This is a genomic window from Pseudoalteromonas rubra, assembly GCF_005887115.1.
Taxonomy (GTDB): domain Bacteria; phylum Pseudomonadota; class Gammaproteobacteria; order Enterobacterales; family Alteromonadaceae; genus Pseudoalteromonas; species Pseudoalteromonas rubra_F.
Genome location: NZ_PNCJ01000055.1, coordinates 88,541 through 111,771, shown reverse-complemented (window position 1 = coordinate 111,771; position 23,231 = coordinate 88,541). Strand labels below are relative to the sequence as shown.

At 48.3% G+C, this 23,231-nt stretch carries 21 protein-coding genes; 6 read left to right on the top strand and 15 right to left on the bottom strand.

Annotation, left to right across the window (positions count from 1 at the left end; all coding sequences use genetic code 11):
* The first annotated feature begins 93 nt into the window (after positions 1 to 93).
* Positions 94 to 2,604, top strand: a complete 2,511-nt coding sequence (locus tag CWB98_RS22320; RefSeq protein WP_138546809.1) for a putative bifunctional diguanylate cyclase/phosphodiesterase — start codon at positions 94 to 96, stop codon at positions 2,602 to 2,604.
* Here the strand turns inward: CWB98_RS22320 and CWB98_RS22315 are convergent.
* Both CWB98_RS22315 and CWB98_RS22310 read right to left on the bottom strand, forming a co-directional pair.
* A complete protein-coding gene (locus CWB98_RS22315) occupies positions 2,555 to 3,352 on the bottom strand; it encodes a CLCA_X family protein (protein ID WP_138546840.1) in 798 nt (265 codons plus the stop codon). The genes CWB98_RS22320 and CWB98_RS22315 overlap by 50 nt on opposite strands.
* Before the next feature lie 19 nt (positions 3,353 to 3,371).
* Positions 3,372 to 3,980 (bottom strand): tRNA-uridine aminocarboxypropyltransferase, encoded by a 609-nt coding sequence (locus CWB98_RS22310; protein ID WP_138546808.1) that lies wholly within the window; start codon positions 3,978 to 3,980, stop codon positions 3,372 to 3,374.
* Between the two features lie 127 nt (positions 3,981 to 4,107).
* Between CWB98_RS22310 and CWB98_RS22305 the strand changes: the two genes are divergently transcribed.
* Complete coding sequence (locus CWB98_RS22305) at positions 4,108 to 4,452, top strand: Hpt domain-containing protein (protein ID WP_138546807.1); 345 nt, start codon at positions 4,108 to 4,110, stop codon at positions 4,450 to 4,452.
* A gap of 198 nt (positions 4,453 to 4,650) precedes the next feature.
* Positions 4,651 to 5,868: a pyridoxal phosphate-dependent aminotransferase gene (locus tag CWB98_RS22300; protein WP_138546806.1), complete on the top strand. Its 1,218-nt coding sequence runs from the start codon at positions 4,651 to 4,653 to the stop codon at positions 5,866 to 5,868.
* An 18-nt stretch (positions 5,869 to 5,886) separates the two neighbouring features.
* On the opposite strand, the gene CWB98_RS22295 is transcribed toward CWB98_RS22300, so the two are convergent.
* The 7 genes from CWB98_RS22295 to CWB98_RS22265 all read right to left on the bottom strand — a co-directional run bounded on the left by CWB98_RS22295 (position 5,887) and on the right by CWB98_RS22265 (position 12,430).
* Positions 5,887 to 6,567: a M15 family metallopeptidase gene (locus tag CWB98_RS22295; RefSeq protein ID WP_138546805.1), complete on the bottom strand. Its 681-nt coding sequence runs from the start codon at positions 6,565 to 6,567 to the stop codon at positions 5,887 to 5,889.
* Positions 6,564 to 7,703: a succinyl-diaminopimelate desuccinylase gene (gene dapE, locus CWB98_RS22290; protein WP_138546804.1), complete on the bottom strand. Its 1,140-nt coding sequence runs from the start codon at positions 7,701 to 7,703 to the stop codon at positions 6,564 to 6,566. Before dapE ends, CWB98_RS22295 begins: the two co-directional genes overlap by 4 nt.
* Entirely contained in the window at positions 7,700 to 8,050 is a 351-nt protein-coding gene (locus tag CWB98_RS22285) for an ArsC family reductase (protein WP_138546803.1), read from the bottom strand. The genes dapE and CWB98_RS22285 overlap by 4 nt, the downstream gene beginning before the upstream one ends.
* Positions 8,047 to 8,553 (bottom strand): PTS glucose transporter subunit IIA, encoded by a 507-nt coding sequence (locus CWB98_RS22280; RefSeq protein ID WP_138546802.1) that lies wholly within the window; start codon positions 8,551 to 8,553, stop codon positions 8,047 to 8,049. Before CWB98_RS22280 ends, CWB98_RS22285 begins: the two co-directional genes overlap by 4 nt.
* Positions 8,553 to 8,933 (bottom strand): ACT domain-containing protein, encoded by a 381-nt coding sequence (locus CWB98_RS22275; protein WP_138546801.1) that lies wholly within the window; start codon positions 8,931 to 8,933, stop codon positions 8,553 to 8,555. Before CWB98_RS22275 ends, CWB98_RS22280 begins: the two co-directional genes overlap by 1 nt.
* 146 nt (positions 8,934 to 9,079) lie before the next feature.
* Positions 9,080 to 11,227 (bottom strand): phosphate acetyltransferase, encoded by a 2,148-nt coding sequence (gene pta / locus CWB98_RS22270; RefSeq protein ID WP_138546800.1) that lies wholly within the window; start codon positions 11,225 to 11,227, stop codon positions 9,080 to 9,082.
* A 3-nt stretch (positions 11,228 to 11,230) separates the two neighbouring features.
* The gene (locus tag CWB98_RS22265) at positions 11,231 to 12,430 is read right to left on the bottom strand and encodes an acetate kinase (RefSeq protein ID WP_138546799.1); all 1,200 of its coding nucleotides are present in this window, start codon (positions 12,428 to 12,430) and stop codon (positions 11,231 to 11,233) included.
* A gap of 328 nt (positions 12,431 to 12,758) precedes the next feature.
* Here CWB98_RS22265 and yfbV point away from each other — a divergent pair, with 328 nt between their 5' ends.
* Positions 12,759 to 13,202 carry a terminus macrodomain insulation protein YfbV gene (gene yfbV / locus CWB98_RS22260; RefSeq protein ID WP_125719001.1) on the top strand — a complete coding sequence of 148 codons (444 nt, stop codon included), beginning with the start codon at positions 12,759 to 12,761 and terminating at the stop codon, positions 13,200 to 13,202.
* A 49-nt stretch (positions 13,203 to 13,251) separates the two neighbouring features.
* On the opposite strand, the gene rlmA is transcribed toward yfbV, so the two are convergent.
* The 3 genes from rlmA to xthA are packed head-to-tail and all read right to left on the bottom strand — an operon-like array spanning position 13,252 to position 15,493.
* Positions 13,252 to 14,055 (bottom strand): 23S rRNA (guanine(745)-N(1))-methyltransferase, encoded by an 804-nt coding sequence (gene rlmA / locus CWB98_RS22255; protein WP_138546798.1) that lies wholly within the window; start codon positions 14,053 to 14,055, stop codon positions 13,252 to 13,254.
* Positions 14,052 to 14,678, bottom strand: coding sequence for an energy-coupling factor ABC transporter permease (locus tag CWB98_RS22250; protein WP_138546797.1), 627 nt, complete (start codon positions 14,676 to 14,678; stop codon positions 14,052 to 14,054). The genes rlmA and CWB98_RS22250 overlap by 4 nt, the downstream gene beginning before the upstream one ends.
* A 5-nt stretch (positions 14,679 to 14,683) precedes the next feature.
* Positions 14,684 to 15,493 carry an exodeoxyribonuclease III gene (gene xthA / locus CWB98_RS22245; protein WP_138546796.1) on the bottom strand — a complete coding sequence of 270 codons (810 nt, stop codon included), beginning with the start codon at positions 15,491 to 15,493 and terminating at the stop codon, positions 14,684 to 14,686.
* A gap of 319 nt (positions 15,494 to 15,812) precedes the next feature.
* Between xthA and CWB98_RS22240 the strand changes: the two genes are divergently transcribed.
* Together CWB98_RS22240 and CWB98_RS22235 are read left to right on the top strand one after the other, a co-directional pair.
* Positions 15,813 to 16,253, top strand: a complete 441-nt coding sequence (locus CWB98_RS22240; RefSeq protein ID WP_138546795.1) for an exonuclease III — start codon at positions 15,813 to 15,815, stop codon at positions 16,251 to 16,253.
* Positions 16,254 to 16,487: 234 nt separating this feature from the next.
* A complete protein-coding gene (locus CWB98_RS22235) occupies positions 16,488 to 19,154 on the top strand; it encodes a TonB-dependent receptor plug domain-containing protein (RefSeq protein WP_138546794.1) in 2,667 nt (888 codons plus the stop codon).
* 65 nt (positions 19,155 to 19,219) lie between these two features.
* Here CWB98_RS22235 and CWB98_RS22230 read toward each other — a convergent pair whose 3' ends face one another.
* From CWB98_RS22230 to CWB98_RS22220, 3 genes are all read right to left on the bottom strand, one after another.
* Positions 19,220 to 19,801 (bottom strand): DUF4136 domain-containing protein, encoded by a 582-nt coding sequence (locus tag CWB98_RS22230; protein WP_138546793.1) that lies wholly within the window; start codon positions 19,799 to 19,801, stop codon positions 19,220 to 19,222.
* Positions 19,802 to 19,905: 104 nt separating this feature from the next.
* On the bottom strand, positions 19,906 to 22,683 hold the full coding sequence (locus CWB98_RS22225; protein WP_138546792.1) for an ATPase: 2,778 nt from the start codon (positions 22,681 to 22,683) through the stop codon (positions 19,906 to 19,908).
* Entirely contained in the window at positions 22,680 to 23,231 is a 552-nt protein-coding gene (locus CWB98_RS22220; protein ID WP_054016843.1) for a condensin complex protein MksE, read from the bottom strand. Before CWB98_RS22220 ends, CWB98_RS22225 begins: the two co-directional genes overlap by 4 nt.

Below are 23,231 nucleotides of genomic sequence, written 5' to 3'. Positions count from 1 at the left end.
ATGATTGCAATTACCAGAAGCGAGCTAAACTGGGCTAAGCCTTAACAGGCCTGTTAATTGAACGAACTATACCACTTGCTCAAGGAGGTTGGGATGTGGTTAAGCGTGATACGCGTGATAGCCGTCTTGCTAACTGTCATGACTGTTCTGGTATTGGAGAGCGTAGCGCAATCCAGTGAGCTTTCAGAAGGCCCTCCGGTGCAGATGTCATTTAAAGTATACAGTGATGCGACCAATCAACTGGGTCTGGCAGAAATCCGCCAAATGGCAGAGAGTATGACCTCGGCTAGGCAGGCTATTCGGCTTCAGAGAGGTATAGCGACCTGGGTGCGGGTCGATATACCTGCAAACCCAAATCATGAACAGGTTATCTATACCCAGCCTGTTCAGGGAGTACTCAAGTTTTATCTTGAGCGCTCAGGCAAGCTTATTCAATACACACTAATTGCCCCAACAAAAGAGCTTGCATCGTCTGCCCAGGCGGTGTTACCGCATATCAAAGTACCCAGAGGCATACAGCCCGCACAACTTTATGTGCAGGCTCAGGGTGATTATCCACAATGGTTGTCAATGGTCGCGGTACAGGAAGCCGAATTTGTTCAGCTGCTTAGTCACAAGGTATTTCTGTTTGGTGTTGAAACGGGCAGCATCTACTTTGTTGCCTTTTTTCTGACGCTCATGGCTGTGTCTCAATTTCGACCCGGGCTATTGGCTCTGGCTGCATATGTATTGCTGGTTGCAATCATCAGTGGCGCAGAGAGTGGCGTGAATGTGCTGTTCTTTCCCAGTGCGCTCAGTGGTGCTATGGCAACCTATAGCAGCCAGTTATTTTTACTCTCTCTTGCCTGCGTGCTGTGCTTTTTTCACTATTTTGCGGTAGAGAAGCGATTAAATGAACAGCACAGGTACTACCTTTGGCGACTGCTATGGAGTTTGCTGTTGGTCGTTTGTATCAGTGCGCCATTACATACTGGGTATCAGCTATTGTTCCAGGTGATGGCTGGGTTGGTCGTTACAGCTTATGTGACTTATTTACTCTGTATGCAACCCGCTCAGTATCAACGGGAAGCTCGTCTGCTGGCTTGCGCTTTTCTGCCGGCACTGGTGCTGGTTGTGATATTGATGCTGGGGCAACTAGGCGTGATAGAACTTTCTCAAATTTTCTTGCTAAACCATGCTTTACTGACCGGACACATATTATTGCTGGCGTATTATGTTTATTGGCACGAGCGACAAAAGAAGCTGCTGTTACTTCAGTATGCAAACCATGACAAAGAAACCGGACTGCCCAATCGTCACATGCTACAAAAAGCACTCGACGGTCTGCAAAGCACACACCAGCACCACACATTGGTGATGTTTCGGCCCAAGGTGTTGAGTGTGATCCGGTTAAATATGGGGTGGGATTATGCTGCCATGCAGTTGAAGACTTTGCTAAAAAAAGTTCAAACACAACTGGACACCTATGGCAGAGTGACCGTTGCGGCAGAGCCAAATAGTCGCACAGAGATCTATCGGTTGGATGATACCCTGTTTGCCATAGTGTTGCGTGGCAAGCTGGAACTAAGTCAGGTGGAGCAGTATGCCTGTCTATTAGCGTCAATTTTTGAAGAAGGGATTAGTTTTAAAGGAGAATTGTTGGTTGACCAGTTGGAAATTGGCGTTGCCAGTAGTCCGGTCCATGCGCAGACGACAGAGGCATTGATGCAACGTGCATTACAAGCAATATCGACACGTCCTCTCGGGACGCAAAAATGGCAATTATTTGATCATAACGATTCTTTGTATCTGGAGCGGCGAATAAAGGTCGCCTCTTCTTTAAAATATGCTATCGCACAAAACCAGTTTTCACTCTATTTTCAGCCTCAGGTTAAACTACAACAGGGAGAAGTGTTTGGCGCTGAGGTCTTGCTACGTTGGCATCACCCTGAGTTAGGTGTCATCCCGCCAGATGAGTTTATTCCAATCGCTGAATCGTCGGGTATGATCCCCGAAATTACGGACTGGGTTGTTGAGCAGGCACTGGTTGCACAAGCGCAGCTGTGTCGTGTTTATCCGCGGCATGTGCTGTCACTGAATGTCTCCGGAAAAGACATCGGCAGAAAGGAGCTTGCAGTACAATTGATCACTTTGATCAGCCAGCTGAATCTTGCCCCCTCTCAGCTGATGCTGGAAATCACTGAGTCTGTGACTTTGGCAAATGAGGTTGACCTTAACGAAATAATAGATGGATTCAAAAGACTGGGTGTTAAAATGGCCATAGACGATTTTGGCACGGGCTACTCATCACTTGCATACTTAAGTCAGCTGGGGGTTGATGAAATCAAAATTGACAAGAGTTTTGTGATGAATATTGCCAGCTCGGCGACCAACCAGACGATTTGTAAGGCTACCTGTGATATGGCACACAACCTGGGCTCTCAAGTTGTTGCTGAAGGGGTAGAAAGTGTGCAATGCTACCAGATGTTGCAAGCTTTTGGCTGTGACATTGGCCAGGGCTTTTACATTTCCCGCCCACTCCCGTTTGAAGAATATCGCAGCTGGTTAACTGAATTCATTGCATTTGACGATATAACGCAGCACCTAGCATCTGAAAGTAACTAGAAGTTGCGTGGCATGTTTCAGCCGCAATACTCTCACCTGGAAACCCACCCTGACGTTCCAAAGCAGAGTCAAGCACGTCGTCTACCAAGAAGGCATTGCTTATATGGGGGTTATTGGCGATGACCCATTCGAAAGCTCGGGCTGTTAACTCTTGTGGTCGCGCGTAATACTGGGTTCCGCGTGCTTTGTCTAACAACAAGGCATGCTTAAAGTAGTTGCTGGATTCTAGGCCGCTTTTATCCAGCAGCAGGAGTCGAAATAAGGTATCTAGCTGCTGATTAAGGGGGTGTGTCAGGTTCGGTGTCTGGGTAAGCCACAGTGCTGATGCAAAGTCATGCGCGCGCACATTGTCGAACATATGCTTGGCAATATAGTGATCAAATGCATGCCACCATTCATGTGCCAGTGCGCCGCCGCCTGCGTTTTTAGCCAACGCCAGCGTCCGCTGATTGCTGTCATAATGTGCCTGAACGCCAGCTTGTCCACCGCTTCCAAATGCGAGATTCAATGTGCCTCGCAGGCCGATTGTAACAGGGGGAACTGACAAAATCTGGGTCAGATCGGCCAACGCATCGTAAAGTAGGTTAGCGGCAATATGTTGTTCTTGTTTGTCGACCCAAGCGCCTAAAGTGATGGTTTTAAAGCCAAAGGTTGCCTTAATTTCTTCAAAACTCGCTTGATCGCCGAAGCGATAATCTGGTCCACGGCGGTAAAATCGACGTTTTAAGCGATTACGTGCAGTATTCATCGAGCGATTATTCGGCCGGTTATTCGTCACGCAAATACCGTTGTTTAACATGATCTGGCATGAGCCGGGTTTGTTGTTCTATCATCCCAGCCAAAGCACGATATAAAGGTTCTGGTGAAATTGCTTCATACAGGTGCAAAAAATGGGCTGTCGCCTCAAGTGTTGACAGACTAAATGCTTGTTCGGCTTTGCGAATATGATATTGATTTTTTGGCAACTCTGCGAATGAGACATGGGGAAGGCTCATCAACCAGGGGTTGAGCATCAGCATTTTGTGGACTTTTTTCCATGTGCCATCTAAAACCACTAAGGTTTCTATGGCTGGTAGAGTTTCTTTGCCCGCAGGCGCTGACAGTGCTTTGGCACTTTCGGAAGGGTAAAGCAATGCGCATTGGCTTGAGTGAAGCTGCTGACGCACATGTGCGAAATCGGTTTCAGATTCACCAATGACGACCTCAAGGTTACTAAGCTGCAATGATAATAGGCGAACCGTATTCTTAGTGACTTTGACTTCACTGGGGTGTTGTAACACCAGTATCTTACAGTGATTTTTGACAGGCTGGCCAAGGAATTTGCAGACGCAGGTCTGCTCAGGGAAGTGGCAGTGATTGCAAAGTGTTCGTTTCATCGCATTATTTTACTGTTTTTTCTGCGGTAGATCATATCATAGTTTGCAGTTTAGGGCCCTCTTAGCTAGCATTAACCTTAAGAGAGGCTGTTGGTGGGTTTGTTAGCCAGATAGTGAAAGGACTAATATGAATGTAATAATAGATGAAGCTTGCCTGGATACGATGCAGTCCCTGTTAGGTGAGCAATTTTCAGATACTTTAGTGTTTTGCATCAGTGAATTTGAGCGTTTAGAGCGCGAAGTCAGAGAGGCGTTACCTGTTGATATTGAAGCTGCTACGCGCAATGCACATAGCTTAAAATCCAACGCTGCGCAGTTTGGGGCAATGAGCTTGTCTGATAGTGCCCGCGAGGTAGAAATGCTGCTTTTGCAAGGCGATGTGGACTCAGCCAAAGAGGCACTTGGTAGCTTGTCACAGCAGGTGATTGGCTCTACTACCAAGCTGCAACAATGGTTGATGGCCAACGCATAAGCATAGCAGATGTCTACATACCAAAACTGACAGCTCAATGGCGAAATTGAGCTGCTTTGTGGTTGATATTTTTTCCTTATTAACGGTCTTCAAGATAGGGCTGTAGGTGTTCTTACTCTTCTTTTAAAACTCTCCGCTGAATGTACTTTTCTTCCTGTCTACGGGGCGCTATTCTAGTAGCCTGAATGGGGAGAAATAATGATAAAAATTACTAAAAGCAGCAAACTCAATGGGGTATGTTACGACATTCGCGGGCCTGTATTGTCTCAGGCGAAGAAAATGGAAGACGAGGGCACCAAAGTCCTTAAATTGAATATCGGCAATCCGGCTGCCTTTGGTTTCGATATGCCTGAAGATATGCATCGTGACATCATTCGTAACCTGTCAGATGCGCAGGGGTACTGTGACTCGAAAGGGCTATATTCTGCCCGAGTTGCTGTTTATCAACACTACCAGCAGAAAAGCTTACCGAACATAAGCGTAGACAACATATTTATAGGCAATGGAGTGAGTGAACTCATCCAGATGGTGACTCAGGCACTGTTGAACGATGGTGACGAGGTACTGATACCGGCTCCTGATTACCCGTTATGGACGGCATCTGTTAAGTTGTCAGGCGGCAAGCCTGTTCACTACTTATGTGATGAAGCAGCCGATTGGTTTCCTGACTTGGCCGATATACGCGCCAAAATTACGCCAAAAACACGGGCTCTTGTCTTAATCAATCCTAATAATCCAACGGGGGCCGTGTATAGCAAAGCGTTGCTGGAGGGGCTGATTGATATTGCCAGAGAGCACAACCTGCTACTGCTCAGCGATGAAATCTATGAAAAGATCCTCTACGACGGAGCCGTACACTGGTCAATTGCATCTTTGTGTGATGATTTACCTGTGATCACCTTTAATGGACTTGCCAAGACGTATCGCGCAGCTGGTTTGCGCATGGGTTGGATGGTACTCAGCGGTAAAGTGTCGGCAATGAAAGATCTTATAGATGGCCTGAACATGCTGGCATCTATGCGCTTATGCGCTAACGTTCCGGCACAGTTTGCTATCCAGCAGGCATTGGGTGGCGTGCAGTCTATCGACGCTCTAGTTGAGTCAGGTGGGCGCTTATATGAGCAACGTCAGATTGCATGGCAGGGACTGAACGATATTCAGGGTGTATCTTGTGTAAAACCTATGGGGGCATTGTACGCATTTGCCAAAATAGACACGCAACATTTCAATGTAAAAAACGATGAGCGTATGATGCTGGACTTGTTGCGTGAAGAGAAAATACTGCTGGTGCATGGCAGGGCGTTTAACTGGCCTCAGCCAGACCATTTCCGACTGGTATTTTTACCCCATATGGATGAACTGGAACCCGCTATGGCCAGGATGCAGCGCTTTTTCGAACATTACAGACAGCAATAGGGAGCCCCTATTGCTGACTTACTCACAAATGTTGTCGATATATTGCGTGTATAGCGTCGGCAACATTGCCAAAATAGTGTGTTTCGCTGCAACGTCGTGACTGCGTAGCACTGTTGCTAATGTCTCTACACTTAGTGCCTCCATCATACCCTTAGCGCTCAGTCGGTGACTGATATGCCACGGCTCGGCAGCAACACCACCCTGATAACGCTGATAGGGCCTAAAGAAACCAAATTCAGCCAGGTGTTCGCTCAGCCAGTCATTAAATTCGGCGAAAGGTCCGCTTTTTTCATACTCCCAGGGCTCCAGCTGCAGATGCTGTCCATCTGGCAAGCAGTTACGGGCATAAACATCCAAGTCGGTACCAAAGTGATGGCGGCTGGCACCGGGCAGGGCTGAGTAGAGCATAATCGCGTGCACACAGCCCTCTGGTGTCAACACAGATAAGTCGATAGCTTCATTCCGGGCGTTTAACACCGGGCGCACACCCTGAAACTTGTTATTCCAAATCAGGCACTGACGATGAAAGTCACGATGGGCCGAGGCAATGCTGAAGCTAAATCCGGCCCGCCTGGCTGCCTCACTCAGCGCACTGAGATCACGGTGGATGGCGCCGTGAACAGCATAGCCCGCAAACGGGGCTAAATGGCTGTCACAGAGGCCACTGGCCTGGGATGCAAGTGTGCTGAGTTGACTCATGTAAGCAGTTTTTCCAAAATCAGTTCGTAGATTTCAGCAAGCTGGTCGAGTGACTCTGTGCTTACGCATTCATTTACCTGGTGGATAGTGGCATTCACCGGCCCCAGTTCGATCACCTTACAGCCAGTTTGGGCAATAAACCGCCCATCAGAGGTACCTCCGGTTGTCTCCGGGCTGGCATCAATGCCGGTTACCGCTTTGATAGCATCCAGGGTGACATTCAACAAAGGCCCGGGCTCGGTTAAAAATGGCAGGCCGTTGAGTGTCCAGTGCAAGTCGTAGTCGAGTTCATATTTGTCGAGTATCTCGCAGACTCGAACTTTGAGTTGTTCAGCGGTTACTTCGGTACTAAAGCGAAAGTTAAACTGGACATCCAGGCTGCCTGGGATCACATTACCAGCACCGGTCCCGCCATGGATATTTGAGATCTGAAAGCTGGTGGCCGGGAAAAACGCGTTGCCCTGGTCCCATTGTATTGTGCTGAGCTCAGTCAGTGCCGGTGTAGCCAGGTGGATTGGGTTTTTGGCAAGGTGAGGGTAGGCCACATGACCTTGCACGCCCTTGATGGTCAGGTGCCCAGTCAGCGAGCCTCGGCGTCCGTTTTTAACCACATCTCCCAGAATGTCCCGTGATGAAGGCTCGCCAACCAGACACATGTCTATTTTTTCATTCCTGGCTTCAAGTAAATCAACTACTTTAGTGGTGCCATTAATAAATGGACCTTCCTCATCTGAGGTGATCAAAAAACTGATCGATCCTTTGTGTTGCGGAAATCGCGCGACAAAACGCTCAGTGGCCACCACCATTGCAGCCAGTGAACCTTTCATGTCGGCTGCACCGCGGCCATGCAACATGCCGTCGTGTATCTCACCTGAAAATGGTGGATAACGCCAGTCTCGCTCGTTGCCGACGGGCACAACATCGGTGTGACCGGCAAAGCAAAAATGTGGGCCCTCACTGCCTTTGCGTGCCCAGGTGTTGAGGGTGTCAACAAAGAAGTGCTCTTCAACGTCAAACCCCAGCGCACTCAGACGCGCGTTGATCATGGCCTGACATCCGGCGTCTTCAGGTGTCACCGAAGGGCGCTGGATGAGCGCTCTTGCCAGCGCAACTACCTCACTGTGTGTCTCACTCATAGCGAGAATATGTCCTGATATTGCGGTGCCTTAAAGCCCAGGTGATACTGGCCAGCGTGCAGTAAAATCGGGCGCTTAATCATTGCAGGTGCAGCTAACATGTGCTTTTGCGCACTGTCTGCGTCAAGGTTTTGCTTGTCCTCATCACTCAGAGCCCGGTAAGTGGTGCCCCGTTTATTGAGTACATTTTCCCAGCCCAATGCGTCAATAAACTCAGCCAGCATCTGCGCGTCCAGTCCATCTTTGCGATAATCGTGAAAGGTATAACTGATGTCGTTTTGTTCAAGGAATTTTTTGGCTTTTTTAATGGTATCGCAGTTGCTGATACCGTACATAATCGTGGTCATAAATTACATGCCCTGGCTAATGTGATAAGCGGGTCTTTTCCCGCAGTGACTTGATTTAAAGGATAATAACATGGTCCAAGCTTGTCTGCATTGAGCAGTACTAAGGTGCCCAGAATGTCGATGTCGCTCGGTACATCGAAGTAACACAATATATCGCCCATCGCGACCTTCTTTTTACCATAGCTGTGTTGAATAAGGTGCTCTGTTTTTCGATATTCTGTTGGGAGCAACAGGTGCAGCAGTATCAGCAAACCAGTTTTTGTCCTGAGTACAAACTCACACCCCTGTTGGCTGATTTTTTCAACCTTGGCTGGGCAGGGAGCTAACATCATCGCCGCATTGAGCTTGACACATACGCCAGGACCTAGCATACCGCTTGCAAATAAAGGCTCAGGATGATGGCTAAGCGGGTGTACTTTGCCGGTAAAGGGACTGGCAATGTGCATGATAGGGTTGGCAATTTGCGCAATCGGCGCGTAATTAATCTGCTGTGATAAATGCATCAGACAAACAGGTATCCGTCTTTTTTGAGTGCTTTAATGGCATCAGGGAGTTGTGCTTCTTTGACCAGAATATAATCTGTGTCGTAGGTAGAAATTGAAAAAATAGAGACGTTAGCACTGGCCAAAACGCCCGAAATATTAGCCATGATACCGGTTAAAGAAAAGCCCAGCGGTCCAATCACTTCCAGTGCACGCCAATTTGGTTCAGTAGCAAAACTGTCAAACTGGAGCGTACTTGGACAAACAATAGACAGTTCTTCGGAGGTTTTTGCAATAAAGAATATCTCAGCGGACATCACTTCTGCGGGCACAGCCTGCTCACTATCCAGACTATGGATGGTAAAATTGTGTGGCAATACCTGCAATGTTTGCTTCGACATATCCGAGTCCTGACACCTGTGACTCCTTCATAGTATAGCCAAGCATGGCCAAAAGAAACCTTTTTCCGTTGACTGCACACCTTGCCAAGGTGTAATTCGGGAAGCATATGCGCATCCCGAATTAGGTGACAAATCAGGTTGATATGTTACTGGTCGTTTTGTCCCGCCTGAATAGCGGTCAGAGCAATCGTGTAAACAATATCATCAACCAGCGCACCGCGGCTAAGGTCGTTAACGGGCTTGCGCATACCTTGTAGCATGGGACCGATACTGATCAGATCGGCACTTCGCTGAACCGCTTTGTAAGTGGTGTTGCCGGTATTGAGGTCCGGAAATACAAATACCGTCGCTTTACCTGCCACTTTACTGTTTGGCGCTTTCTTACGCGCGACATTTTCCATTATGGCTGCGTCGTACTGCAGCGGTCCGTCAATGTCTAGGTCCGGGCGCTTTTCCTGTGCAATGCGCGTTGCTTCACGCACTTTGTCTACATCTGCTCCCTGACCGGATGTACCGGTACTGTAGCTGATCATTGCCACTTTAGGCTCAATGCCAAAGGCGGCAGCAGACTCAGCAGACTGAATGGCAATGTCAGCCAACTGCTCAGCGGTAGGATCTGGGTTAATGGCACAGTCACCATAAACCAGCACCTGATCGGGTAGCAGCATAAAGAATACTGAACTGACCAAAGAGGAATCCGGCGCCGTTTTGATCAGCTGAAGTGGTGGGCGAATGGTATTGGCGGTGGTGTTGACCGCACCCGATACCAAACCGTCCACTTTGTCTTCTGCCAACATCATGGTACCGAGCACCACATTGTCTTGTAATTGCTCTGCTGCTACAACTTCGGTCAGGCCCTTGTTTTTGCGTAGCTCAACCATAGGGGCAATGTACTTTTCAACCTCTTCATTGGGGTCGAGAATGGTCACATTATCATTGAGTTCCACCCCTTGTTGCGCGGCGATACGTTCGATTTCTTCTCTTTCACCGAGCAGAACTGTTTTCGCAATGCCCCGTTCACCACAGATAGCAGCGGCTTTAATAGTCCGAGGCTCGTTGCCCTCTGGCAGTACGATGGTTTTATTCGCTTTACGTGCTGAATCAGTCAACAAGAAGCGAAATGCCGGAGGCGATAATTTTCGGGTTCTGGCCACGCCCTGAGCCAGTGAGTCTAGCCAGTCGGCATCAATGTGATCTGCATTGTGCTGCTTCACTTTGTCGATACGCTGCTCATCATCAGCAGGGACTTCCATGTTGAAGTTGTGCAATAACAATGAGGTACGCCAGGTATCTGCTGTGGTAGCCAGGATTGGCAGGCCCGTTGCCATGGCTTGCTCGCACAGTTCCATGATCTTGGCCTCAGGTTTGAATCCGCCAGTGAGTAAGATGGCACCCAGCTTTGTACCGTTCATAGCGCTTAAACAACCTGCAACCAGAATATCTGAGCGATCACCTGGCGTAACCAACAGGGCGCCTGGTGTAAAGTGGTTAAGAATATTAGAGACCGTTCTGGCACAAAAAGTGACGCGTCTTAAACGGCGGTGCGCCATGTCTCCGGCGTTGATCACTTCCGCGCCCAGATAGTTACTCAAGTCAATCACGCGGGGGGCGACCAGATCAAAATCCCACGGGATAGCGCCTAGTAACATGAAAGGATGTTTACGGAAGACAGGCAAAGAGGCCAGCCTGTTAAGCTCGTTTTCAAGTTGTTCCGGTTCGTGCTGATCTACCAGATCGGCACGTGCACGGCCATCTTCATCAAGTGGTGCGTTTACTTTATTGAAGATACAGCCTAATACGCGAGCATGGTCAACACCTCCATAGTTACCTGCGGCAATTTCCAGGCGGTCTTCGAGCTGGTCATTGCTGTCATTGCCCGGAGTCAACACGAACACAATGTCAGCCCCCAGTGTCTGGGCGATTTCCCGGTTGACACGACCTGCATAAGGTTGGCGACGTGTTGGCACCATACCTTCGATAATGGCTACTTCACCAGGGTTGATGGCGCTTTCAAAGCGTTCGACAATTTCTTCGAGTAAATCGTCGCCTTTGCCGTCGCCTATCATTTGCTCGGCATAGCTCAGCTCAAATGGCTGTGGCGGGGCAATTGACGAGCCTTGTTGCACGATCAAGGTAGACTTTTCCGGACCTGTGTCTTCTTTGCGTGGCTGTGCAATGGGTTTGAAAAAATTAACCGCAACGGCTTTTTGCTCCAGCGCACGCACCAGGCCAACGGACACGGATGTTAGGCCAACACCGGTTGAAATAGGGATCAGCATAATACGACGACTCATTGCTTAAAGCTCCTTTGCCAGTTGGGCTGCATCATGGGCGATGACCCATTCTTCGTTGGTCGGGATCACCAGTGCCTTGGTAGTAGCACCTGAGCGTGTAATTTCTCCTTGTTTGCCAAAACGCGCATCCAAGTTTGCCTGCTTATCAATTTCCATACCCAAAAAGCCAAGTTGTTCAACCACTTTCGCCCGGATAACATCTGAGTTTTCGCCAATCCCACCGGTAAATACAAGCGCATCCACGCCACCCAGTGGCACCGCAAAACTGGCAATTTGTTTGGCCAGGCGATAACAAAACATGTCCAACGCCAGGGTCGCCTGCGGATGTCCGTCTGCAGCAGCTTCCTCGATGGTACGGCAGTCATTAGACAATTCACTGATCCCCAGCAGGCCACTTTGTTTGTTAAGTAAGGTATCGACCTGTTCAACGCTGTAATCAAGCTGGTTAACCAGGTAGGAGAAAAGTCCTGGGTCTATATCACCGCTGCGAGTGCCCATGATCAGGCCTTCTAATGGTGTCAATCCCATACTGGTATCGACGGATTTACCATCTTTTATTGCACAAACAGAGCAGCCGTTACCCAAGTGCGCGGTAATAATGCGAGAACTTTTTTGCTCTAGGCCTAATGCTTTGATGGCCTGAGTCGATACAAAATAGTGACTGGTGCCATGGAAGCCATAACGGCGGATCCCATGGGATTTGTACAGCTCGTAGGGCAGTGCATAGAGATAAGCTGTAGGCGCCATGCTCTGATGGAAGGCTGTATCGAATACCGCGACCTGAGGCAAGTGACTAAAGGCCTTTGTGGCGGCGTCTATGCCCAGCAGGTTGGCCGGATTGTGCAACGGTGCCAGATCAGCGGTCTTGACAATAGCCTGGTGCACTGTGTCATCTATCAGGGCCGATTGTGTGAAGTGTTCACCCCCATGCACGACGCGGTGACCGACTGCAACCAGCTCTTTGTCCAGGCCAAGGGATTTAACCAGCTCCACCAGTTTGTCGATGGCAATCTGGTGGGCTTCACCGGCATTAAGCGCGACGGTGTGCTTTTGACCTTGGTGCTTGTATTTGATCTGAGGGTTGCTTTCGCCAAGGCGTTCAGCAAGTCCTGATAGGTGTTCCTGAGCGGTGTTTGGGTCTATGATTGCGAATTTGAGGCTGGAGCTGCCACAATTGAGTACCAGAACATGGGTAGATGACATAATGACTATCCGTTTTGACAATAACTGTTATTGCGTATTAAGCTAAATGAAAAGGCGCATTTAGCTTAATATTAGACTAAGGTATAATTGACGAGTATGAAGTTAATTTTACCCGATTTTTTTAAGAAACGTTAGGCCGTCTCGATTGGTTTATCGTATTTTGTTGAGTGTTTTATTGATGACAGGACGGCCGCTGGCCAACAGCAGGTAAGCAACGCGTTAATGGTGTTGCCTGGTGTTCTTCATTGGACTAAATGTAAGTTGTCCGTTGCCGATTTTGGTCAATAATGAATGAGTAAACAATTTGCCCTTGCACCCGGGAGTTATGATGCAGAAAAGTCTTATTTCACAAGTGCAACTTGGACGTCAGTACGCCAAAGAGTGGCCAATGCGCAAGGAATTGACGCTGTTATTTCCCGAATTCAGAGTGATTAAAGCCACTGAATTTGCCCTTCAGGTGATGCCAGCGTTGGCGATAATTTCGGTTTTTGTCCAAACGACGTACTTGGGAATGGCGTACCTACCTCAGGCCATCACCATTGCTCTGTTTTTTTTGTCTTTGCCTGTACAGGGGTTACTGTGGCTTGGTAAACGAGCAGATACACGCCTGAATCCGGCGTTGAATAGTTGGTACAAAGAGCTGTATCACAAAATGGTAGCCAATGGTTATCAGGCTGATGCGTCACGGGATCCCAAATACCGTGAGCTGGCAAAACTGCTCAAAGATATGTTTGAAAAAATGGACAAGGCATTTGCAAAAGAAAACCTCTGACAGCTCAGAGGTTTTCTTTTATCTGGTATGAGTGTTGACGACAGCCTGCTCAGGACTTTTGATAGCGGGTTACCAAGAAAGAAAAGGTGACCTGGTGGTTTGGCGCTTGTTCCAGCGTTTGATAGTGGCTCTCTTTGAACTTCCACGCGAATGGGGTCATCTTAATCAGGTGCTTAATAACCTCTGTGGCCACTTGCTGTGTTTGCTCCAGGTGAAGCTGTTCCACTTCAACAAATCCTGACGGACAATCTGGCGCGTCGTGCAGGCGAACGTCATCATAGATATGTTGTTTTAACTCATACAGGTGCTTAGGTCCCGGGCTGACAACCAATAATTGTCCTTCGGGCTTTAGCAGGCGAGCCATTTCCTCAGCAAACACGGGGGCGAACACACTCAACAGCACATCGGCCTGTCCAGCTAAAAATGGCGCATCTTTAATCGAAGCGACACTGAAGCGGACCTGAGGGTAGCGTTTTGCGGCGTATCTGATAGCCGGTTTAGAAATGTCCACACCAAACACCTGGCTGGATTCAGGTAGTGCGCTGGCAATGGCCTGAGTATAAAAGCCCTCTCCACAGCCCATGTCTATGACAGACTCGCATGGCATAGCTGAAATGGTGTGTGCGAGATGGGCCTGTAAAAACTGATAGTGCTCGGTAGCAAAAAAGGCCCGCCGGGCCTGCACCATATCCAGGTTATCACCAGGCTGGCGGGAGTTTTTAAATTGGACTGGTAACAGGTTAACATAGCCTTCTTTGGCCACATCAAACTGATGATTGTGCTCACAACGAAGCGTCTTGTTTTGTTCAGTCAGAGGTGCCGAGCAAATGGGGCAGCGATAATGCAGCGTCATTTATCTAAGTAATCCCTATCATAAAAGGTTTTGACCCAGTGAGGTCGGTAAGTGATCAGCAAAGTAATAGCCATCCCATTTAGCATTGCTTCTGGGAACCACATGATGACCGCATAAAAAATGTAGTTGTCGACCAGTACAGGCCAGTCATACAGCCCGATACTGAGGTAATACAGTGCACTTATCGCTATTTTACTGGCTGCTACCAGACCTCCACACAAAAATGCACAGACGAAGATATAGACAAAAAAGTGACGGTTGAGAAAGTGGTAGCAAAGTAAAAACAAGCCATAACTCAGATAGACCGGGAGTAGGGCTGTAAAGAGCCAAAATGTCCAGAGGTTGTCGATGGGCATAGGGCCAAAGAAATAACTGAGCAGCGTGGCCAGGGTGCTACACAACAGGCCCATATGCCAGCCAAGCGTGAGCGTTACCGCTGTGATCCCGAGGATATGAATAGATAGCTGGGGCAAAATCCCAGCCTGGATCTGCCACAACAGCGCCAGCACCAGCGCACTGGCCAGCACGCCGGTTTGTCTTGCTGGCGTCTGTAGTAGAGCCTGGTACTGTTGTTTGTTGATGCTCAGGGCGAACAGGCCCATGGCGATAAGCGCGGTGAACATATTAGTTACAGAACAAAAGTCGCCCAGATTGGCGCATGATCTGATGGCTTCTCAATACCGCGCAGCTCGTAATCAATGTCACTTTCAATACATTTTGCCATCAAAGACTCAGTAGCCAGGACAACATCGATACGCAGACCGCGATTGTCGTCAAAGCCTTTAGAGCGATAATCAAACCATGAGTATTTTTCGCAGGCGTCCGGCGTCAGCTCGCGAAAGGTATCTTTGAGGCCCCAGTCCAGCAATGTTTGCAGCCATTCACGTTCGATGGGCTGGAACGAGCACTTACCGGTTTTCAGCCAGCGTTTGCGGTTGGGCTCGCCAATGCCAATATCCAAGTCAATCGGAGAGATATTGATATCGCCCATGACTATCAGGTGTTCTCCGTTATCGGCAGTGCTGTTCAGATGAGTCATCAGATCGGCATAGAACTGACGTTTGTACGGAAACTTGGTCTCGTGGTTGATATTGTCACCCTGGGGGAAGTAACCATTCATGATAGTGATATCTTCACCGCCGTCGCTTTCAAAGGTGCCAATGATCATGCGTTTTTGTGATTCTTCAGTGTCTGTCGCAAAGCCCTTTTGGATCTGCTTTGCAGGCTTCTTAGAGAGCAGCGCTACACCATAGTGGGCCTTTTGACCATGAAAATAGACGTGGTAGCCCATCGCTTCAACATCAGCGACCGGGAAGGCTTCGTCATGCACTTTAATTTCCTGCAAGCCGATAACATCGGGCTGGTGCTTATCGATCAGGGCTTGTAGCTGGTGCAGGCGAGCGCGCAGGCCGTTTATATTGAATGAGATAACTTTCATCGTTGTTGTTCTTTATTTGCATATAGTCAGTGGTGCTAAGTCTATCATTTTTGTCGGCGTGAATGCAGGGGGGAGGTGTGAATTTAGCTGGTATGTTTGGACTGAATACGGGGCGATAGTTTGGCTCTTTGGCTGTTTTAAAAATTGGGAATTGCGACGCCAAAAATTGTTAATGAACGCGAAAATTGTAACTGCTTTAAAGCGCCTGATTAGTGAGTTGTGAATAGGCTATTAAATGTTCAAAAAAGTTTGTTTTTACCATTTACACGCTAAAACTTGTATATATAATGCGCATCAATTCGTTCATTTGGGGTAAATTATGTTTAAGTCTCTCTCTCTTGTTACACTGATCTCGGTTGCATCTTTTTCTGCTACAGCGGCCTCTAAGGCACTGGTTGTGAGCGCTGACGCATCACCAGAATCTAAAGTATGTGCTATTGCAGCGGAGCAAGGTCTGAGTGCTGCACGTGCATACGGAGCCAAGCACGGTGTGTTCGTATCACGTTTTTCTAAGACGCTTGAGTGTAACGGTGAAGATATTCGTTCATTCGCTAAGCTGGCGCAAACTGAGTCTACAGCGACCCAAGCAAAAGTAGAGCTTGTTGCTAAAAATGGCACGGATGCAACTAAGCTTTGTCTTAAAGCAGCTAAAGAGGGGCTTTCAAGTCTGAATAAATCGAGTTTCCAGGCACGTAACCTGAAATGCAATGATGTCCCTGTTAGACAGTTTATTAAAAATATCAATAATACTGCTATCTAACTGTTCGCAATAAATGCAATAAAAAGCCCGCAAAGCGGGCTTTTTTGATCTTGCCGTAAACGTATTTTTCAGAGTATCACCGGGCGGGTTTCCATGTAATTTACATGCTTGAATGTAACTCCTGTATTAATTTGTTTCTCTTTTATATTGCATATATGTTCTTAAAGTGTTTTTCATATGTTATAAAATGTTTGGCTATTACAAATATAATTAACACTATGGAGAAGAGGAAGAATGAAAAAGGGGATTACACTGACTGCACTTGCGGTCTCAACAGTACTTGCAGGCAGCTTACAGGCTGCCATGGCGGAAGAAGGTGAAGTTGAACGCATTGAGGTGACGGGGTCACACATTAAACGCTCAGATATGGAAGGGCCTTCACCGGTTCAAACTATTTCAGCATCCGATCTCGCTGCCACAGGATCAACTGATCTGATAGGTGCTTTACAAAAGCTACCGGTTGCTGGCACGGGGACTTTTAGTACTCAGGGCAACTCCAGCGATGACACAGCCAACGGTGGTTCCAGCGTAGCGTTACGTGGCCTGGGTGCATCATCGACTCTGGTATTGATTAATGGCCGACGAGTGGCGGTAAGCCCATTTGCAAAAGACATAGAAACGTCTTTCGTTGACTTAAATACCATCCCGGTTTCTGCGGTAAAGCGTATTGATGTACTAAAAGATGGTGCATCGGCTACCTATGGATCAGATGCGGTGGCAGGTGTTATTAACATCATCCTACGTAACGACATCGATGGCTTTGAAGTTGCGGCTAAAGTCTCTGATACAGCGGATGGTGGTGGTGAAGAGCAGAACTTCACCTTGCTATGGGGCAATTCGACCAGCAAAGGACATCACAACTTTACGCTTGATTACTTCAAACGTGGCGACGTGTTTTACTCGGACCGAGATTATACAGCAACGGCTGATCAACGTTTTCGTGGCGGCAATAATTCACTGAGCTCATCTGGCTTTCCCGGTAGCGTAGAAGTGGTTCGTAACATGTTAACTGACGAACAGTGGGCGCGCTTACCCGTTGTACGGGTAGAGGATGACGGCACTCAGGTTCGTCAAACCCTGTTTGCTGACGTATGGGGCAATGATGTCTGTCCAGCGGACATGATAATTGGGGATGTATGTCGTTATGACTATGCACCGCATATGAGCCTGGTACCTTCAACCGAGCGAGTGACTTTTAACTACAACGGTGTCCAGGAGATCATGGACGGTGTTGAAGGCTTCGCTGAGTTTTCGGCGCAGCATGCCTCGACCTTTATTCAGGGCGCCGGAAGCCCGAGTTTTACTGAATTAACCATGGCGGGTGACAACCCAAACCATCCCCTGGCTGCTCAGCCTGATCACTTCCTTCATGGTGTAGACATCTCTATGCGACGTCGCACGGTAGACATCGGCAACCGTAAAAAAGATGTTGATTCAGAATACTATCGCGCTGTGTTGGGAATGCGTGGTCAGTGGCAGGACTGGGAATGGGAATTTGCTTATTCAGCAATCCGCTCCAGTGCCGTCGAAAAAGGCTTTGACGGCTTCCCGAATAAATTGCGCGCTCAGCAAGCTATAGATACGGGTCTGTGGAACCCGTTTGAGCCTAGTACAAACACTCAGGCTGGATTGGATTTCTTTGAGACAACAACCACTCGATATGGTTCTTCGACCATGCAGTCACTGGATGGCACCATTTCCGGTGAGCTATTTGAATTTGGAGATGGTTATGTCTCTGCGGCATTTGGTTTTGAGCACCGCTATGAGAAAATTGAAGACAATCCGGATAGTCAGTACATCCGTGGTGAAATTTTTGGTACCGAAGCGACACAAGCCAATGGTGACCGGGACAATACCGCGGTCTTTGCGGAATTTAGTGCGCCATTACTGGAAAATCTTGAGCTTCAGTTAGCACTGCGTCACGAGGACTACAGTGATTTTGGTAATACCACAGATCCTAAAGTCGCCTTTCGCTGGACACCGATAGATTCTGTTGTGGTGCGAGGTTCCTGGGGGACGGCATTCCGCGCACCTTCGCTCGTTCAGTTGCACCTGGGTCGCACCGACGAATCACCCAGCGTAATTGATAAAGAGCGTTGTCAGCAAACAGGTGCAGATGTGGATTGTTCGCCTACCGAATATACCGCCATCGTTGCCGGTAATAAGCAATTGCAACCGGAAGAGTCGGAGAACTTCAACCTGGGCGTGATCTGGCAGGCGACCGACACCTTCAGCGTAGGCGTGGATTACTGGAACTATGATCAGGAAGACCTGATCAAGAAAATTGGTGCGCAAAAGCTGGTCGACTGTTGCGGTACCGATCCTAATTTGGTTGTGCGTGCGCCCAGCCAGGGCAGCACCTTAGGCCGTATCCTGACAATCAATGATACCTTCGTGAATATTGGCGGACGTGAAACCGATGGTCTGGACTTAGACATCGAATACCTGCTTAATACCTCTGATATGGGTGAGTTCCGCTTCAACTACAACCTCACTTATACACTGAACTTCGAAGAGCAGTCTTTTGAAAGTGATGATGACGGAAATACTACGACGGTTGTTGAAGATCTTAACGGTGAGTACCAGCACCCGAAATACCGCTGGACAGCCGGGGTTGACTGGTCGATGGATGACTTTGTCGCTAACCTGAGTTTTAACTATGTTGATAAGAACCTGGACCTGGCAGACAGCAATGGGGATAAATATGAAATCGATTCCTGGACGACGGTTGATACCAGCGTAAGCTATGTCGGCTACGAAAAACTAACCGTGACTTTAGGTGCATCAAACCTGTTTAATGAAGAGGCGCCCCTGGCTCCCTCTGAATCTATGGGTATTGATAACAAGACCCACAGCGCTTTGGGTCGCCAGGTGTATCTGAAGTTTGGCTATCAGTTTTAATTCGCTTTAGCCAAAATGCAAAAAGCCAGTGCAATTGAAAGAGGCACTGGCTTTTTTGTGGCTGATCAATGCTGAACTTTAGGCGGGAAGTTGGCCAGGATCTCGGCAATGGTTTTATTAACAGACTCGGTACGTTGCTCTGGTGTTTGTTTCGCGCGCAAACGGCTTTCTTTGGCACCGCGCCAGATTAACTGATTGGAAGTACGGTCGATGATATCGACCACAAGTGTGCCGACTTTATATTCTCGTGCAGTGGTATGGTGGTCAACACCCCAGCCCCAATAATTCCAGCGTGCGCCGTAGCTGACTTTAAAGGTGTCTACTTCCAGCTTTTTATCCACTGCCACGTGGTAATTGATTAGTATATCTGCCACAGGTGCATCCACGAGCTTGAAACCTTGTTTGGCCATTTGTTCAGTGATGGCATTGCGGATGCGTTTTTCCATCAGCCCGTTGATCTGGTAATTTTGCGGGCGAGCTTTTAAGCTCGCATCAGCTGACCAGGCATAGGTTTTATAGTTGGTAAATTCTACCGACTTGTCGTAGTCCCAATCTGGTGTGGTGCCACAGGCGCTGAGCATCAGTAAACTTGCCACAACGGCAAAGGTCCGGGTGCTGACAAGGTGTTTTTTCAGTCGGTTCAGCATGGTTTACTCCTTAAAAGCATTCAATCTAAAGCGTAACTTAGTATACGACAGTTAAAGTACGAAGATCATCACAAAAAAGGGCACTGAATTGTGCCCTTCTGTACTCAATTGTGTTCGACTTCGATCCAGTCTTTCTCGTCAACCCAGTTCTGGCTGCCCTGATTGACGCTGCGGATTGGCACCAGGTAGTCACAGCTGATCTGCGGTTTCACTGAAGCAAAAATCGGCACAAAGCCAAAGCTGAGGGCGGTTTCGATGATTGCCTTCTGGTTTTGCGGGTCGATGTCGGCTGCTTCATCAATGTAAATCGGAATACGATACATCGCTTGCTCCTGATCGGAGAGCAGATAACGGATAAACAACATACCACACAACAACTTAATGGTGATCCGCGTTCCGTTTGAACCGGCAGAGTCAATTTTATCAAAGTGCTCGGTATCGCCTGTGCGGTTGACCACCTCAAAGCGGATATCAAACAGGTCGGTCAGCGTCAGGCCGGCTTTATCGCTGGCCAGTTTGATAATATGATCTTTGGCCTCGTTAACGGCATTACTGTCGGCTGGCTGCTCGCTTAGTAAGTCAAAGCTCTCGCCTTGCTCGTACAAGTCGGAGGTTGCGATAATGGTATCGATACTCTCGACCAGCATTTTTCTTGGGATCACATTGATCTTAAACGCTTTGAGGTTCGAGATGCGGTGCTGACTAATACCCTTATTAAAGCTGTTCATCTCCCGGCGCAGGCGATCTAAGTCTTCACGCAGGCCTTTAATGGTCGCCGCAACTTCAGTCAGTGCAACCCGTGCCTGGCGCTCCACCGCATCACGCTCGTTGTCTATGTTGTGATAGGCGCTGATCAGCTTGGCGTATTTTGTCGCGTCGTCCGTTTCATTGTCGAACTTGGTAATACCAGCATTGTAAATGTGCAAATAAGTATTGCGCACATTCACATCCAGGTTACGCAGCTCCTGACAGTCTTTGTTGAACTGATGGATCACTTCCGCCAGGTTGTCAAAGTCCAGGTTGATCTCGACCGGGTAGGGGGTTTGCTTACCACTGTATAAGTCCAGCGTGTGGTCGATGCGCTCCGACTTCACTTGCTTCAGGCGATCTGCCTGGCGCAGGATCAAATCTTGTTTGCTCTTGATAATAGAGCGGCGATCGGAAATGGAGCCAGCATTACGCTGTACATCTTGCAGGTAGTCGTCGACCTGCTCACGTTCGGCTTGAAGCTGATCCTGCAATGCCTGCTGTGCTTCCACCGACTGCGCCATGGTCTGGAATTGCTCAAAGCGCTTCATTGCCGCTTCGGTGGCCATCAATTCGTCATAGAGTGCGTCCCGCTCTTGCTGCTTTTCAGCCACATTGGCAGACACTTCGCGCTGTTGTTTCAGCTCCTGCAGTGACTGCTGTAATGCGTCTAACTTTGCCTGCAATTGTGCTTTGTTTTCGCCACTTTGCATTTGTACCGGTGTCAGCTTTTTCAGCTTAATAGTCGCACCAGGTAGCTTAAGTTCGCCGCCTTTAACAGCCGTAGACAACTGGGCCAGGAAATCACCGAAGGCATCATCATCATTGATCTCAACTTCACCTTTACCTGTGGTGGCAAAAGACAAGATATCCGGATTAAGAATACGCGAGATCTCTTCGACTTCTTTGAGGGATAAATCTTCGCGCATTCGGGTAAAGAGGTTGAACTCCAAGTTTTTCAGCTGTAGCTTCAGGCTCTTGATTTGCTTTTGTGTTTCGCCAATGCGGTAATCCAGGGTATGCAAACTTTGACCCTGAGCACTGCTGATGGAGAACGACAGTTGTTCGTACTCTTTTTTCAGTAGCGTCAGGTTGGTTTTCAGCGTGGCATGATTGGTCAGCTCAAATTCGGATTTGAGCGCGTGATAGTCGGTAAACCATTGTTCAATTTGTGTTTGTTTGCGCTCAATATCACGTGACTGTTGTACATACAGCTGCTGCTTTTCTTCAAACTCGCGCTTTTCCTGTTCGATATTTTCAAGCTGGTCAGTGAGCTCACCAATCTGGCTCTGTTGATACTCATCAAATTCCACAATGGCTTTGTCGAGCTTGGGCGCATAGGCGGCAAGCTTGCCTTTGAGCGTCGCTTCGCCTTCGATCATTTGCTCCAGCGCAGCTATGGGCTCTTGCATTGACTCCAGTGCATTCAGCTCACGGCGAGACCGGTTTACTTTATCAAATGCACGACGCCATACTTCATAAAAGTCGACTTTAGAGTTAGACATATGTCGTTCAAACACCTTGAGCATAAAGCGTTTTACGTCATGGGCACCCAGTTTGTGCAGATTCAGGATACGGCGGAAGATCTCTTTATATACTGCGGCATCCTGAACATTATTCAGCGGGATCATCTTGAGGTTAATATCGCCATCGTATGGCGTTGCACCACCTGTCAATAATGCATTCAGCTCGGCCGCTTTTAACTCAACTGGGCTAAAGCCTTTTTCCTGCAAGTGATTGAACAGTTTAGTGTATTTTATGATGCTTTTGCCCTGGGTAAAGTCATCCAGATCCAGCTTGCCGTTATAGCAAAAGAACTGGTGGGCATAGCCGGCAATTTTACCTAAGCCCGCGACGCCTATCACCACATCACCATGGGGCAAGTTGGCTTCAAGCAGGATATAAGACTGATCGCTCGAAAAGTAGAACTTGCGGGTTTCTTCCAGATCGTGACCATCCCATTCGGTCAGGCGTAAATCGTTGATCAGCGGGAATTGAAGCGCATTGATAACCGAGCTTTTACCTGTGTTGTTTGGCGCACAGATAGATGCACTTTTATCGAGTGGGATCACACACTTGGCATAACCGGCGGTGTTGAGCAGGGCCAGTTTACTGAGACCATACAGCTTGTTCATACTTCATCCTCAAGTGTGTCGTAATTGTCTTCGTTCACTTCCATCAGCGCGTCGATATAACGATAAACCGGTGCCAGCAGCGAAAAGCCTTGTTCTACTTCACGCGCCAGACCCAGGCGCACCATGCGCAGACACACGTCTTTACGTAGATCTGAGCCTGAGAAAATCTCCAGCTGATCAAACAGGTGTTTGTTGAGCTGCACCAGAGTCTGCATCAGCTCCAGGTCTAATACTTCGTCAAACAGGGCGCGCAAAGGATCTTTACCCTGGTTGGCAAAATGCTCGATCAGGATAAATACGGTCAGCGCGATGGCCCGGGAGATCTTACCCATGTTGGGGGTGCTTTCGTCGCTGGCAAGATAATAAAAGCCCCGGCTGTCGTGTTGCAGGTCGTGACCAAGCGCGCTGAACAGCGCCTGATAAGACTCAATGTGCTGGTCCAGCTCCTGCCACTGTGTGGTGTCCTGTTCGCTGATATGGTAGCCACTGACCAATTTCTTATTGATCGCCTGTAACTGGCTGAGTTCGTCTAGATTAATCTGTGTCAT